Source organism: Vibrio mexicanus, from assembly GCF_001012815.1.
Taxonomy (GTDB): domain Bacteria; phylum Pseudomonadota; class Gammaproteobacteria; order Enterobacterales; family Vibrionaceae; genus Vibrio; species Vibrio mexicanus.
In genome coordinates, this window is the sequence record NZ_JYJP01000109.1 from 208,534 (window position 1) to 223,756 (window position 15,223).

At 46.1% G+C, this 15,223-nt stretch carries 9 protein-coding genes and 3 pseudogenes; 11 read left to right on the plus strand and 1 reads right to left on the minus strand.

What is annotated here, in order from left to right; all coding sequences use genetic code 11:
• Nucleotides 1–149: 149 nt before the first annotated feature.
• From rodZ to UA76_RS23165, 8 genes and pseudogenes are all read left to right on the plus strand, one after another.
• Nucleotides 150–1,160, plus strand: a complete 1,011-nt coding sequence (gene rodZ, locus UA76_RS17220) for a cytoskeleton protein RodZ (protein ID WP_047048675.1) — start codon at nt 150–152, stop codon at nt 1,158–1,160.
• Between the two features lies 1 nt (nt 1,161).
• On the plus strand, nt 1,162–2,280 hold the full coding sequence (ispG, locus tag UA76_RS17225; RefSeq protein ID WP_047048677.1) for a flavodoxin-dependent (E)-4-hydroxy-3-methylbut-2-enyl-diphosphate synthase: 1,119 nt from the start codon (nt 1,162–1,164) through the stop codon (nt 2,278–2,280).
• Nucleotides 2,281–2,337: 57 nt separating this feature from the next.
• On the plus strand, nt 2,338–3,606 hold the full coding sequence (hisS, locus tag UA76_RS17230) for a histidine--tRNA ligase (RefSeq protein WP_047048680.1): 1,269 nt from the start codon (nt 2,338–2,340) through the stop codon (nt 3,604–3,606).
• A gap of 100 nt (nt 3,607–3,706) precedes the next feature.
• Nucleotides 3,707–4,321 (plus strand): YfgM family protein, encoded by a 615-nt coding sequence (locus tag UA76_RS17235; RefSeq protein WP_047048683.1) that lies wholly within the window; start codon nt 3,707–3,709, stop codon nt 4,319–4,321.
• 14 nt (nt 4,322–4,335) lie between these two features.
• Nucleotides 4,336–5,495, plus strand: a pseudogene (gene bamB / locus UA76_RS17240) (outer membrane protein assembly factor BamB).
• 175 nt (nt 5,496–5,670) lie between these two features.
• Complete coding sequence (gene der, locus UA76_RS17245) at nt 5,671–7,158, plus strand: ribosome biogenesis GTPase Der (protein ID WP_047048686.1); 1,488 nt, start codon at nt 5,671–5,673, stop codon at nt 7,156–7,158.
• Nucleotides 7,159–7,251: 93 nt separating this feature from the next.
• Nucleotides 7,252–8,127: a metal-dependent hydrolase gene (locus tag UA76_RS17250; protein WP_047048741.1), complete on the plus strand. Its 876-nt coding sequence runs from the start codon at nt 7,252–7,254 to the stop codon at nt 8,125–8,127.
• A gap of 346 nt (nt 8,128–8,473) precedes the next feature.
• Nucleotides 8,474–8,700 (plus strand): annotated as a pseudogene (locus tag UA76_RS23165) (zinc ribbon domain-containing protein).
• Nucleotides 8,701–8,747: 47 nt separating this feature from the next.
• Here UA76_RS23165 and xseA read toward each other — a convergent pair.
• The gene (gene xseA / locus UA76_RS17255; RefSeq protein WP_047048689.1) at nt 8,748–10,079 is read right to left on the minus strand and encodes an exodeoxyribonuclease VII large subunit; all 1,332 of its coding nucleotides are present in this window, start codon (nt 10,077–10,079) and stop codon (nt 8,748–8,750) included.
• A 232-nt stretch (nt 10,080–10,311) separates the two neighbouring features.
• On the opposite strand from xseA, the gene guaB reads away from it, so the two are divergent.
• The 3 genes and pseudogenes from guaB to UA76_RS17270 all read left to right on the plus strand — a co-directional run.
• On the plus strand, nt 10,312–11,775 hold the full coding sequence (guaB, locus tag UA76_RS17260; protein ID WP_047048693.1) for an IMP dehydrogenase: 1,464 nt from the start codon (nt 10,312–10,314) through the stop codon (nt 11,773–11,775).
• A gap of 235 nt (nt 11,776–12,010) precedes the next feature.
• On the plus strand, nt 12,011–13,564 hold the full coding sequence (gene guaA, locus UA76_RS17265; RefSeq protein WP_047048696.1) for a glutamine-hydrolyzing GMP synthase: 1,554 nt from the start codon (nt 12,011–12,013) through the stop codon (nt 13,562–13,564).
• A gap of 257 nt (nt 13,565–13,821) precedes the next feature.
• Nucleotides 13,822–15,223, plus strand: a pseudogene (locus tag UA76_RS17270) (chitinase); the annotation flags it as partial.

A 15,223-nucleotide genomic window follows, 5' to 3' on the forward strand; every position in this document is an offset into this window, starting at 1 on the left:
TAAGTTGCATAAGTTTTTGGCGAGGAGAGCTCTCCTCACGGATTTATTTTCGTTTTCGAACAGTTTAGTAAAGCTACTAACAAAAAATAATTAAAGCATTGAATTAAAGCATAGCTCTCGAAAACAGACGACAGAGAAGTACAAACTCTATGAGTACTGAACAAAATACAATTGTTGAAGAATCATCCCCACAATCAGACTCTCACGAATCACCTAAAGTAGAAGCCGGCACGCTACTTAAAAATAAGCGTGAAGAGTTGGGCTATACCCAACAGCAAATCGCTGATCGCCTTCGCTTGCGCATTTCCATCATTCAAAATATCGAATCTAATCAATTCGAAAACGGTCAAGTGGCTACCTTTACTCGCGGCTACCTTCGCTCTTATGCCAAAGCCGTCAACTTAGATGAAGAGATGGTGCTATGTGCGTTTGATGACGGTTGTGAGCCTGAAGTTCATGGTCACAATATGAAGAGCTTTTCTAAGAAAACCAATCAAGAGAAGCATGACAGCCGTATCATGAGCCTGACATGGGGTATTGGTGCAATCATTATCGGCATATCGGCGTATTGGGTATGGCAGAATCAACAGCAGGACACGTTGACCTTTATTGATGAACAAGAAGTGGTGCAAGAAGTAGAAGCGGCGCCTGCTACTGCGGCGTTTACTGACTTTAATGGTGATGTCGTTGCATCAGATGGCGACAATGAAAGCGCCCAGCCAGTGACTTTACCTGAATTAGAAAACACAGAACCTGCTGAGCCTGTTACTTTACCGGAAGTTGAGACACCAGAACCTGTCACCCTTCCAGAAGTGGAAGAGCAAGCAGAAGCACCCGTACCGACTCAGCTACCTGAAGTTGAGGCTCCTGTGACGGAAGTAGTTGCTGCTGAGCCTGAAACGGTAGAGGCCACGATCGCGAATAACGTATCGATGAACTTCATTGCCGACTGCTGGATTCAAGTGAAAGATGCCACGGGCAAAACGTTGTCGACGGGCATTAAAAAGGGTGGACAGACGTTAGATTTAACAGGTGAAGCGCCATTTAGTGTCATTCTAGGGGCGCCAGAAAATGTTTCTATGACATTTGGAAGTGAACCTGTCGACCTTTCTGGGTATACTTCAGGAAAAGTAGCAAGATTTACCTTACCTAGAAGTTAATATGCAATACGAATCTCCAATTAAACGTCGCCCATCGACTCGTATCTATGTGGGTGATGTACCGATCGGCGATGGTGCTCCTATCGCCGTTCAGTCAATGACGAATACCAGAACGACAGACGTCGAAGCCACAGTTGCTCAAATCCGAGCACTAGAAAATGTAGGCGCAGACATCGTTCGTGTATCCGTTCCTACTATGGATGCTGCGGAAGCGTTTAAGCAGATCAAGCAGCAAGTCTCTATCCCACTTGTCGCTGATATTCACTTTGACTACCGTATTGCTTTGAAAGTAGCTGAATACGGTGTGGACTGTTTACGTATCAACCCAGGTAACATTGGCAACGAAGATCGTATTCGTTCAGTTGTGGATTGCGCACGCGATAAAAACATTCCAATTCGTATTGGTGTCAATGGCGGTTCATTAGAGAAAGATATTCAGATGAAGTATGGCGAACCAACGCCAGAAGCGCTTGTGGAATCGGCAATGCGCCATGTGGATATTCTTGATCGTCTTAACTTTGATAAGTTTAAGGTCAGCGTGAAAGCCTCAGACGTTTTCTTAGCAGTTGATTCGTACCGTTTGTTGGCCAAGAAAATTGATCAACCTTTGCACCTTGGTATCACTGAAGCGGGCGGCGCTCGCGCAGGGGCGGTGAAGTCTTCTGTTGGCTTGGGTATGCTGTTGGCTGAAGGTATTGGTGATACGCTGCGTATCTCCCTTGCTGCGGATCCCGTTGAAGAGATTAAAGTGGGTTTTGATATTCTGAAGTCTCTACGAATTCGCTCTCGTGGTATAAACTTCATTGCGTGTCCAAGCTGCTCTCGTCAAGAGTTTGATGTGATTGGTACAGTGAACGCTTTGGAGCAACGTCTTGAAGACGTGATCACGCCAATGGATGTCTCGATTATCGGTTGTGTCGTTAATGGCCCTGGTGAAGCAGAAGTGTCTCATCTTGGTTTAGCGGGCAGTGCGCGCAAGAGTGCATTCTACGAAGACGGTAAGCGTCAAAAAGAGCGCTTTGACAACGATGATTTGGTTGACCAACTTGAAGCGAAAATACGTGCGAAGGCCTCGGTATTAGACGAATCAAATCGCATCGACATCAAACAACAAGATTAATCTTATCGCTGATAGCAAAAACAATCAGCGCTAAGCCAAACAATTACGGTATTTATTGTGGCAAAAACAATCCAAGCTATTCGAGGCATGAACGACTGCCTTCCAACTCAATCTCCACTTTGGCAGAAGCTAGAAAACGCGGTCAAGCAAGTCGTTAGCGCATACGGTTACAACGAAGTTCGTATGCCAATCGTTGAAGAAACGAATCTATTTAGCCGTGCGGTTGGTGAAGAAACTGACGTAGTTTCAAAAGAGATGTACACCTTCGAAGATCGCAATGGTGATAGCCTAACGCTTCGTCCAGAAGGGACAGCAGGTTGTGTTCGTGCATGTATTCAGAACAGCCTAATTAACCGTGATGAACAACGTCTGTGGTACATGGGCCCAATGTTTCGTCACGAACGTCCTCAAAAAGGTCGTTACCGTCAGTTCCATCAATGTGGTGTTGAGGTTTTTGGTCTTAATGGCCCTGACGTTGATGCTGAATTAATCATGATGACTGCACGTCTATGGCGTGAACTAGGCATCGATAAGCATGTACGTCTTGAACTGAACTCGATTGGCTCTTTAGACGACCGTGCTAGCTATCGCACAGCGCTGGTTGCTTTTCTAGAGCAGCACATTGATGTTTTGGATGACGACTGCAAGCGTCGTATGCACACTAACCCACTGCGTGTTTTGGATACTAAGAACCCAGACGTTCAGGCTATCTTAGGTGATGCTCCTCGTCTTTCTGAGTACTTAGGTGAGGAATCTAAGGCACACTTTGCAGGTCTATGTGAACTTTTAGACGCTGCAGGTATCGAATACACAGTTAATGAACGCTTGGTGCGTGGTCTTGATTATTACAACCGCACTGTCTTTGAGTGGATCACTGAAAGCTTAGGTGCACAAGGCACCGTGTGTGGTGGTGGTCGTTACGATGGTCTCGTTGAACAGTTGGGTGGTAAAGACACTCCGGCTGTTGGTTTCGCAATGGGCCTAGAGCGTCTAGTTCTGATGCTAGAAACGCTAGAGCTAACACAAGTTCGCCGCAGTGTTGATGTCTACATGGTGACGGCGGGCGAAGGCACTATGATGGCGGGTATGAAGCTAGCTGAACAGCTACGTGAACAGGTGCCAGGTCTGCGCGTGATGAGTCACTTCGGTGGCGGTAACTTTAAGAAGCAGTTTAAGCGTGCTGACAAAGCCGGAGCAGCAGTGGCTCTTGTGCTAGGTGAGAACGAAGTGGCTGATGGTACTGTGGTATTAAAAGATCTTGTCGGTGGTACACAAGACACAGTAAGCCAAGCTGAAGTCAGTGCGAAGCTCGTTGATTTAGTCTAACTATTGGCTGAAACAACAGTCGCATTGAAAAACATCGGAATTTAAGAACATAACAAGTGGTGGCAAAGGTCACCGCTTTATTGATTTATGAGGACAGGAAGTGGAAGTCTACGATACTGAAGAACAACAGGTTGAAGCCATCAAAGATTGGTGGAAGGAAAATGGTAAAGCAGTCATCTTTGGTGCTGTTTTAGGTTTAGGCGGCCTACTAGGCTGGCGCTACTACCAAGATACATTGACGGCTGGCCAAGAAGCGGCTTCAGAAGCTTACACGACTGCTGTGACTGCACTTCAAACACAAGGTGCATCGGCTGAAGAGTCAGTACAAAGCTTTATCGATTCAAACGCTGGCACTGAATACGCAACACTGGCAGCGCTTCAACTGGCTAAAGTTCAAGTGGAAGCAGGTCATTTGGATGAAGCCGTAGCACAGCTTGAATGGGCGAAAGGCAGCTCTAAAGATGAAGCGCTAAAGGCTTTGGTCTCATACCGCCTTGCGCGCCTTTACGCTGAGCAAAACAGCTTCGATACTGCTTTAGCTGAGCTAGGTAGCATCACTGACACTTCATGGGCTGGCCGTGTGGCTGAACTGCGTGGTGATATTTCATTGCGAAGTGGTGACAAAGACGCCGCTTACGCAGCATACACAGAAGCTCAGCAGTCATCAGATGCTAGCCAAGCGTTGCAAATGAAGCTGGATGATCTAGCCAAGTAGAAGGGCAGTTGTTAATGAAGAAGTTGTTGAACAAAGTTCTTGTTTCGGCGATGGCTATAGGTGTCCTTGCTGGCTGTGCCGGTGAAGAAGATACTATTATTATGGCTCCGCTGCCTGTAGTACAAAGCGAGTTCACCTCTGGAGAAAGCTGGAGCACCTCAATTGGCGATGGTGTTGGGCATTTCTTTTCAAATTTGTCCCCAGAATACGCTTATGGCAAAGTCTTCATCGCGAGCGTGAAGGTGTTGTGAAAGCTCTTGAGCCGGATACAGGTAAAACCATCTGGGAACTTAACCTAGGTGAAGAAGGCAATGCGCGTCTATCTGGCGGTATTTCATCAGCTTACGGTAAAATCTACATCGGTAGTGAGAACGGCAAAGTCTTTGCGATTGATGAAGAGAGCGGCGAGCAGCTATGGGCAGCGAATGTTAATGGCGAAGTTCTCGCTGATCCGGTTGCTGATAGTAACCTAATCATGGTTCACACCAGCCGTGGTATGTTGATTGCTCTTAGCCAAGACAGCGGCGAAGAACGTTGGACAATCAATACTGAAGTACCTAACTTAACCCTTCGCGGTGACAGTACGCCAGTTGCGGTATCGGGCGGTGTTTTCTGGGGAACAGCAAGTGGACGTCTTGCGGCCGCAATCGTTGATCGTGGTCAGCTCATTTGGCAGCAACCGATTGGTACTCCGCAAGGTGCAACTGAAATTGATCGTTTAGTTGATGTGGATGCATCTCCGATTGTGTTGGGCGGCAATTTATACATTGTTGGTATCAACGGTAATTTAACCTCTATCGACCTTCGTTCGGGTGAAGCTTCTTGGAAGCGTAAATATTCATCGGCAAATGATATGGCGAGTGACGGTGGCCGTCTGTTCCTGATTACAGATAAAGACCACCTTGTTGCTGTTGATGCGCGAAGTGGTACTGAATTGTGGACAAATGACCAACTTGAGCACCGTTTATTGACTGCTCCTGTCATCATTAACCGCTACATTGTGGTGGGTGATGCGGAAGGTTATCTGCATTGGATTGACCGCTCTACAGGCGAGTTTGTTGCTCAGCAGTTAGTAGACGATAGCGGCTTTGCTGTGGGTCCAATTAGCCTAGATGACGGTTACCTCGTGGTAACGCGTCAAGGCAGTGTAAAGAAACTGACGATCAATCAGTAATAACGTGATATAATTCACATTCGGCTCCTGGCTGGTAACAGCTAGGAGCCGTTTTATTGCATAGAATTTAATCGTGTGGTTATAGGTAATAGTTGTTTAAACCTTATGTATCAACGTAATGTTCAGACATTAATTAACCTATAACTACATAAGAAAGAACACATTAGAGGTTGTTATGGTACCTGTTGTTGCTCTTGTAGGGCGTCCTAACGTAGGTAAGTCTACGCTATTTAACCGACTCACTCGCACCCGTGATGCTTTGGTTGCGGACTTCCCTGGTTTAACGCGTGACCGTAAATATGGCCAAGCTAAGCTTGGTGAACATGAATTTATCGTGATTGATACCGGTGGTATCGATGGCACCGAAGAAGGTGTAGAAACCAAAATGGCGGAGCAGTCTTTGGCTGCTATTGATGAGGCCGATGTTGTGCTGTTTATGGTTGATGGCCGTGCAGGTCTAACACCATCAGATATCGCTATCTCTAATCACCTTCGTAAAATTGAAAAACCATCAATGCTTGTTGTGAACAAGGTTGACGGTATTGATGCTGACGCCGCTTCTGCTGATTTCTGGCAGTTAGGTGTAGAGAACATGTACCAAATCGCAGCGGCTCATGGTCGTGGTGTTAGTGCATTGATCGACCGTGCGCTTAATCCGTTTGCTGAGCAAATGATTGAAGAAGCAAAAGGTGAAATTGAAGATCTTACTGAGTTTGTTGACGAAGACGAAGAAAAGCTAGATTACACCGAAGAAGAAGCGGAAGAAGAGTTCAAGCGCCTTCAAGATCAGCCAATCAAGCTAGCAATCATTGGTCGACCAAACGTAGGTAAATCTACACTGACTAACCGTATCTTAGGTGAAGAGCGTGTGGTGGTTTACGATATGCCTGGTACGACTCGTGATTCTATCTACATTCCGATGCAGCGTGATGAGCGTGAATACGTACTGATTGATACGGCTGGTGTACGTCGCCGTAAGCGCATCAACGAAACGGTAGAGAAGTTCTCAGTGGTGAAAACGCTGAAAGCCGTAGAAGATGCGAACGTGGTTCTACTGGTTATCGATGCGCGCGAGAACATCTCTGATCAAGATCTAAGCCTACTGGGTTTTGCGCTTAACGCAGGTCGTTCTATCGTTATCGCAGTAAACAAGTGGGATGGTCTGGACACGGACGTGAAAGAACACGTTAAGAAAGAGCTAGACCGCCGTCTAGGTTTTGTGGACTTTGCTCGTATTCACTTTATCTCAGCATTGCACGGTACAGGTGTTGGCCACCTATTTGAATCGGTTCAAGAGGCTTACAAATCTGCGACAACTCGCGTAGGTACATCGGTACTGACTCGTATCATGAAGATGGCAACTGACGATCACCAACCACCAATGGTTCGTGGACGCCGTGTGAAGCTGAAATACGCGCACGCTGGTGGCTACAACCCACCAATCGTCGTTGTACACGGTAACTTGGTCAATGAACTGCCTGACTCTTACAAGCGTTATCTAATGAACTACTACCGTAAGTCATTAGAGATCATGGGTACACCAATTCGTATCCAGTTCCAAAGCAGTGACAACCCATTTGAGGGTAAGACCAATAAAATGACGCTTTCTCAAGAGAGAAAACGTAAGCGCCTGATGACGATGATGAAGGGCCGCAAAAAATAATCCTGAAAGCCCAAGCAACTGCTTGGGCTTTTTACATCCAGATTTAAAAGAAACTGTACCGTGATGAATACCACTTCAACTACTCCTGCTTCAATTCAAGTAACACCAACAACCGTCACTTTTTGTCAGCAAATCTGGCAACTCGAATCGACCATTCAATTAGTCAAACACTCTGATGAGAGAACTTACTTAGTCACTGAAACCACACCTTTTCATCCGGTCAGCCATATTTGGCCAGATCATCCTGCTGATAGAGGAGAGGTGACCATTGATGGATGTTTCCATGAAGTTGTTGACTGTCTTGTCGGAGCAGTAGAGGAGGCGACAGGTGAACTTTATGTCGATAAACAGATCCCCGTAAAACGAGATACTCAAGGGTGGATGTTTGTTGTTGTGCATGTACTGGATGGACTTATTACTCCCCAAAGCAACTTGGTTGGCTTACAGGTCGACAAAGACTATCAGCAGGCATTGAGCCGCGGGCACACTGCTGGGCATCTTGCTTACTTAGCGCTGAACAAAGTATTAGCTCAGGGATACTGGCGTAAAGATGCCGACCGCAAAGACCCTCACGGTAATTTTGATTTCAACAGTTACGCACAGGAAAACAGTTTTGTAACTGAAGACCGTTGTGTTGACCATTACCGACTGGGTAAGACATTACGTAAGCGTGGACTGAACAGCGCGCAATTTATAGAAGATATTGCTGAAGTCGAACAGAAGGTGAATGCTGTTTTACAGGTTTGGTTGAGTAGAGAAGTCGATATCACTATGCGTTTAGAAGGTGACAAGTTGACTGACTCACGTTATTGGGGATGCGATCTGGGGGAAGATCACTATGCGGAAATCCCTTGTGGCGGGACTCATATTAGAAACATTAAAGAAATTAGTGGTTTAAGCGTGTCACTTCGCAAGCTAGACGAGAAAAACATTGAAATGCACACAGTTGTAAATGGAAATACACAGTAAATTGATCGATTTATATATTGCTGAAAGCATGGCTTTAAATATCACTTTTAAGATTTAATGTCTGTTTAAAATCCAAAAACAGCACATGTAACTTATGCTTTCGGTGTGTGGTTATATAAATATTCTTTTTGGGGCAGATCGCTGATCAGTTTGGATAAAGCCGATGATCGTGTTCCGATCATTGTTGGTCAAAATCGAGTATTGAAGGATCTCTAGTATAGGCCTAGCTCTGAGCAATAACTGAGTGTTTACGCCGAATTTGACGAAACTTAACTGTGATGAAGATCAAAGTTTGGCTTAGATGTCGCGGTAAGATACTTATAAGTCTGAACAGATAGGTAATACGATGAGCGAAAATATCTGCCTAAGTGCGATAAAGAGCTGGAATGGGATGGAGCCTACTTTTGCCAACCGTGTAACAGCCACTATAAAAAGATAGGTTACTGCCCGGAGTGTGATAAAGAACTCGAGAAGTTACAAGCCTGTGGTGCCGCAAGCTATTTTTGCAACCACTGTAACGAGCTTAAATCGAAATCTCGAGTGAGATTTGAGTTTGCAGAAATTCAAGCCTAACTAATCTACTAGTAAGCTGTTGTATCAGCTTAAGTCGCTTTGAAGCTTTAGTTGACCGTTGAGTGAACCACACCATTTGCTAAACGGGTGATCAGTTGATCGCCCGTTTTTACTTTGTCTGCGTTATCAATCACCTGACCGTCTTGGGTTTGGGTGATCGAGTAACCGCGTTTAAGTGTGGCAAGAGGGCTTACTGTTTCAAGCTTCTCTGCAGCCAATGACAACTGGTGCCTTGTCGTGAGTAGCTTTCTGTCCATTGCGTCGAGCAGCTTTTGATGACTGTTAGTCAAATGAAGCTTCTGCTCAGCCAGTTTTTTGCTTGGTGAAGAGAGCTGGATCTTATGTTCTGCACGCGAAATTGCTTGCTGCCTTGAAGCAATATATCGAACCATTGATTGTCTGAGCCGATTGTCGAGGTCATCCAATCTTTGGCTTTGACGCTGCAATTGGTAGTTCGGATGCTGTTTATCTAGCTGGTGGGAAAGCCGAGTAATAAGTGCATTCTGATGGGCGAGATAATGACGCATTCCATTGTGCAGCTTCTGGATCATTCCAGTCAGTGCTTGCGTCTTATGGCTGTTATCACGACTAACGAGTTCAGCCGCTGCCGATGGTGTTGGGGCGCGCATATCGGCTACAAAGTCAGCAATGGTGACATCGACTTCGTGACCAACGGCGCTGATTATCGGGATTTGGCTTGCTGCAATCGTGCGAGCAACAATTTCGTTGTTGAAGCACCAAAGATCTTCTAACGAGCCACCACCACGGCCAACGATTAATACATCACACTCATTACGGCTGTTGGCACATCCAATCGCTTGAGCAATTTGAATCGCTGCTTCTTCGCCCTGAACCATAGTCGGATAGATCACCACAGGTAAGCTCGGGTCACGCCTCTTCAGTACGTCGAGAATATCAAACAGCGCCGCTCCAGTTTTGGAAGTAATGATACCAACTCGTTTTGGATGCTCAGGCAGAGGTTTCTTGGCGGTTTGAGCAAACAACCCTTCGCCTGCGAGTTTCATCTTTAGTTCTTCGAACTGCTGCTGTAAGCGGCCGTCACCTTCTGGCTGCATGCTTTCAATGATCAGTTGATAATCACCGCGAGGCTCATAGAGAGACAAGCGAGCTTTGACTAAAACTTGATTACCATTCTGAGGTTTGAAGTTAACTCGGCGGTTGTTACCGCGAAACATCGCACACTTTACTTGAGCACGAGAGTCTTTAAGAGTGAGGTACCAGTGGCCGGAAACAGGCGCAGAGAAATTAGAGATTTCACCAATCAGCCAAACAATGCCCATCTCATTTTCGAGCAGTAATCGAACTTCGGAATTTAAACGAGAGACAGTAAAGATGTTTTGATTGGTCAGAGAAGACACAGCTAATCTCGTGGGCGTGAGTATGGAAATTAGCGGCAATATAATACATAGCAAGGGGTAATTGCAAATAAAAAATAGAAAAATGTGTAGCCAAGCGATTTCGTTAGCCGTATAATCCGTCCGCAATATCTAATCCAAATGCAGCTCAATTTAGGTTAATTGACTGCCCTCATTATGCGAAACGATGAGATTGGATTGTTCTTTCTACCCCTCTAATTGTGAGATATTGCAAATGCTAAGAATTGCCAAAGAAGCGCTGACATTCGACGACGTCCTGCTAGTGCCAGCACACTCCACCGTTCTCCCAAACACAGCTGATCTTCGCACTCAGCTGACGAAGAATATCACCCTAAACATCCCAATGATCTCTGCATCTATGGACACAGTGACCGAAGCACGTCTTGCTATCGCACTGGCTCAAGAAGGTGGTATCGGCTTTATCCACAAGAACATGTCTATTGAGCAGCAAGCTGAGATGGTTCGTCAGGTTAAGATCTTTGAAGCTGGTGTGGTTACTGCACCGGTAACGGTTCGTCCTGATGCAACAATTGCTGACGTTGTGGCCCTAACAGAAAAACACGGCTTTGCTGGTTTCCCTGTAGTCACTGATAACAAAGAGCTCGTTGGTATTATTACTGGCCGTGATGTTCGCTTTGTAACAGACCTATCAAAGACGGTTGAGTCAGTAATGACACCAAAAGATCGCCTAGCTTCGGTTAAAGAAGGTGCATCTCGTGAAGAAGTTCAAGAAAAAATGCACAGCGCTCGTGTTGAGAAAGTACTGGTTGTTAACGACGAGTTCCAACTAACAGGTATGATCACAGCAAAAGACTTCCACAAAGCAGAACGTAAACCGAACGCATGTAAAGATGCGCAAGGTCGTCTACGCGTTGGCGCGGCTGTTGGTGCTGGCGCTGGTAACGAAGAGCGTGTAGCTGCTCTTGTTGAAGCAGGTGTTGACGTTCTACTTATCGACTCTTCACACGGTCACTCTGAAGGTGTACTAAACCGCATTCGTGAAACTCGTGCAGCATTCCCAGACCTAGACATCATCGGCGGTAACGTTGCAACAGGTGCAGGTGCAAAAGCACTGATTGAAGCGGGCGTAAGCGCGGTTAAAGTGGGTATCGGCCCAGGTTCAATCTGTACAACTCGTATCGTGACAGGTGTAGGCGTTCCACAGATCACTGCAATCTCTGACGCAGCAGAAGCAGCAGCAGAGTTCGGTATTCCTGTAATTGCTGATGGCGGTATTCGCTTCTCAGGCGATATCTGTAAAGCTATCGTTGCAGGTGCATCATGTGTGATGGTTGGTTCTATGTTCGCAGGTACTGAAGAAGCACCGGGCGAAGTTATCCTTTACAACGGCCGTTCATACAAAGCTTACCGTGGCATGGGTTCACTTGGCGCAATGTCTCAAGGTTCTTCTGACCGTTACTTCCAATCTGATAACGCGGCTGACAAGCTGGTTCCAGAAGGTATCGAAGGTCGTATCGCTTACAAAGGCCGCCTAAAAGAGATCGTTCACCAACAAATGGGTGGTCTTCGTTCAAGCATGGGTCTAACAGGTTCTGCAACAATCGAAGATATGCGTACTAAAGCTGAATTTGTACGTATCTCTGGTGCAGGCATGAAAGAGTCTCACGTACACGACGTTCAAATTACAAAAGAAGCACCAAACTACCGTCTAGGTTAATTTTTACTGGCTATTTCGCTCAATAGCGGCATCGAAAGTGCTCATTTATACTTATAAACTGCGCGCTTTCTCTTTGCTCTTAAGCGAAATACCGGCGTAAAAATAAAACCTATATATTCGACGGAAACGTTTGCTTTTTTGCTTGAAGCATTGATGAGAGGCGAGTAAACTCGCCTCGTTTTCATAACCTATAGCCCAGTTTTTATGACTGAGGTTAACGATAAGACTGCTCAAAATGACTAAAAATATTCATGACCAACGTATTCTGATTCTGGACTTCGGTTCTCAGTACACTCAGCTAGTTGCTCGCCGCGTTCGTGAGATCGGCGTTTACTGTGAACTATGGAGCTGGGATGTTGAAGAGTCGGACATTCGTGAATTCAATCCAGATGGCATTATCCTATCTGGTGGCCCAGAGAGTGTAACGGAAGACAACTCTCCACGTGCTCCGCAATACGTATTTGACTCTGGTGTTCCTGTTTTAGGTGTATGTTACGGCATGCAAACTATGGCAGAGCAGCTAGGTGGTAAAGTAGCAGGTTCGAATGAACGTGAATTTGGCTACGCGCAAGTTAAAGTGTCTGGTGAATCAGCGCTGTTTAAAGATCTTGAAGCAACTCAAGATGTTTGGATGAGCCACGGCGACAAAGTTGTCGAGATCCCAGCAGACTTCGTTAAAGTTGGCGAAACGGACACTTGTCCATACGCTGCAATGGCTAACGAAGAGAAGAAATACTACGGTGTTCAGTTCCACCCAGAAGTAACGCACACTAAACAAGGCCTACAAATGCTAGAGAACTTCGTTCTTGGCGTATGTGGCTGTGAGCGTCTTTGGACTTCTGAATCTATCATCGAAGACGCGGTTGCTCGTATTAAAGAACAAGTGGGTGATGACGAAGTTATCCTTGGCCTATCTGGTGGTGTTGATTCATCAGTCGTTGCAATGCTTGCTCACCGCGCGATCGGCGACAAACTAACCTGTGTATTCGTTGATAACGGTCTACTTCGTTTGAACGAAGCTGAACAAGTGATGGACATGTTCGGCAACAAGTTTGGTTTGAACATTGTTCACGTAAACGCTGAAGATCGCTTCCTAGAAGCGCTCAAAGGCGAGAGCGATCCAGAAGCGAAGCGTAAGATCATCGGCCACGTGTTCGTAGACATCTTTGACGAAGAGTCTAAGAAGCTTTCAAATGCTAAATGGCTCGCTCAAGGTACTATCTACCCAGACGTTATCGAATCTGCCGCTTCTAAGACTGGTAAAGCACACGTAATCAAGTCTCACCACAACGTTGGTGGCCTTCCGGATGACATGGAAATGGGCCTAGTAGAGCCTCTACGTGAGCTATTTAAAGATGAAGTACGTAAGATTGGTCTAGAGCTTGGTCTTCCATACAACATGCTTTACCGCCACCCATTCCCAGGTCCTGGTCTAGGTGTTCGTGTTCTTGGCGAAATCAAGAAAGAGTACTGTGATTTGCTGCGTCGTGCTGATGCTATCTTTATTGAAGAGCTACACAACGCAGATCTTTACCACAAAGTATCTCAAGCGTTCACGGTATTCCTACCAGTTCGCTCTGTAGGTGTTATGGGTGATGGCCGTAAGTACGATTGGGTTGTGTCTCTACGTGCAGTAGAAACGATCGACTTTATGACGGCGCACTGGGCGCACTTGCCATACGATTTCCTAGGTAAAGTGTCTAACCGCATTATCAATGAAGTCGACGGCATCTCACGCGTTGTTTACGATATTTCTGGTAAGCCACCAGCGACAATTGAATGGGAATAATCTCGTCTATATTAAATTGTTAGCATAATAAAAGGCCGCAAACATTGTTTGCGGCTTTTTGTTTTTCTGGGGTGTTTAATTTTATCGTTGAATCTGCGGAGCATCGCAAGCTTGCATTAGCAACATATGATAAACCAGTTGGTATATGGCCTATTCCACTCGCATAGTTCACGGTTTTGACCAAAAACTTCTACCTTGTTTTACGTGTGCTACCTACTCTCATGGCATCCAATAAAACGTAAAACAAGGAAGACAAAATGGTTAAGCTAACCAAGCTAACATTTGCCGTGAGCGCCCTGCTAGCAGCAAACAGTTATGCAACCATGAACATCCAACCCGACCCAGAAAACCCAACGGGCTATGTCGTCTCAAGAGCCGATATACAAGCTGTTGAAGCGTCTAAAACCTCTGATCCAATGTATGCCATCTGGTCAAAAGCACTAGAGACTCAACCAAACACCATTGTTGAAGCGATCGAACCGGGAAAAGCGGATAACCCACCAAACGTAAAACGCGTTGAACGTGTATTCCCTCATGCTGAGTGGGACTTCCTAACTCAAATGGCGGCCCCTGAGTACACTTATACACGCTTCTTACGTGCTATCGGTAAATTCCCTGCCTTCTGTGGCGAATACACCGATGGCCGTGATTCTGATGCAATCTGTAAAAAATCTATCGTGACGGCGTTTGCACACTTTGCTCAAGAGACAGGTGGCCACATTGCCATCGACAACATCTCAGACAACCCTTTAGCTCTTGAAGAGTGGCAGCAAGCACTAGTACACGTTCGTGAGATGGGCTGGGCAGAAGGTCAGGAAGGTTACACAACGGGCTGTGGTCAGAACGATTGGCAGAACAAGCGTTGGCCATGTGCAGCAGGGCAAGGTTACTTTGGCCGTGGTGCTAAACAGTTGTCTTACCACTTTAACTATGGCGCTTTCTCTGAAGTGATGTTCGATGGCGATGCAACCGTACTATTGAACAACCCAGGTTTAGTGGCGGATTCTTGGTTAAATTTAGCGTCTGCAATTTGGTTCTTCTTAACACCACAAGCGCCTAAGCCTGCGATGTTGCATGTCATTGACCGCACATGGACGCCATCACAGCGAGAAATTGATGCGGGTATTGGCTATGGTTTCGGTACTACCATTAATGTTATCAACGGCGGTATAGAGTGTGGTGAGCAAAACAAAGAAAAAGGCCAACCAGTAAACCGTATTCGTTACTGGGAAGGGCTGTCTTCTCACTACCAAATCCCAATTGAAGCGGATGAGAAGAACACATGTTGCAGCAACTGCCATACGGTAGTTTGAACCTAAACGGCGCAACAGATGTGCTCTATACCAACTGGGATGGTAACTGGAAGTACTACTCAGATCGCCCAGGTGGTGCATCGTTTGAATGTGAGCTGGTGGGTTTCCAAACGGCATATTCTGCACTGGTTCCGGGTGACTACCAGAAGTGTGTAACGAACTTCTATGGTTCACATGCTAATTGGCCTGAAGTACGTGTGGTTGAGAAGCTGGACCCAGTCGATCCTGGCACAAACCCGGGTGGTAATGGTTGGAATGCGAGCAAAGTGTACACAGCAGGTGAGCAAGTTGAACACAACGGCGCAACGTATGAAGCGCAAGTGGTGGACACAAGGTGATGACCCTG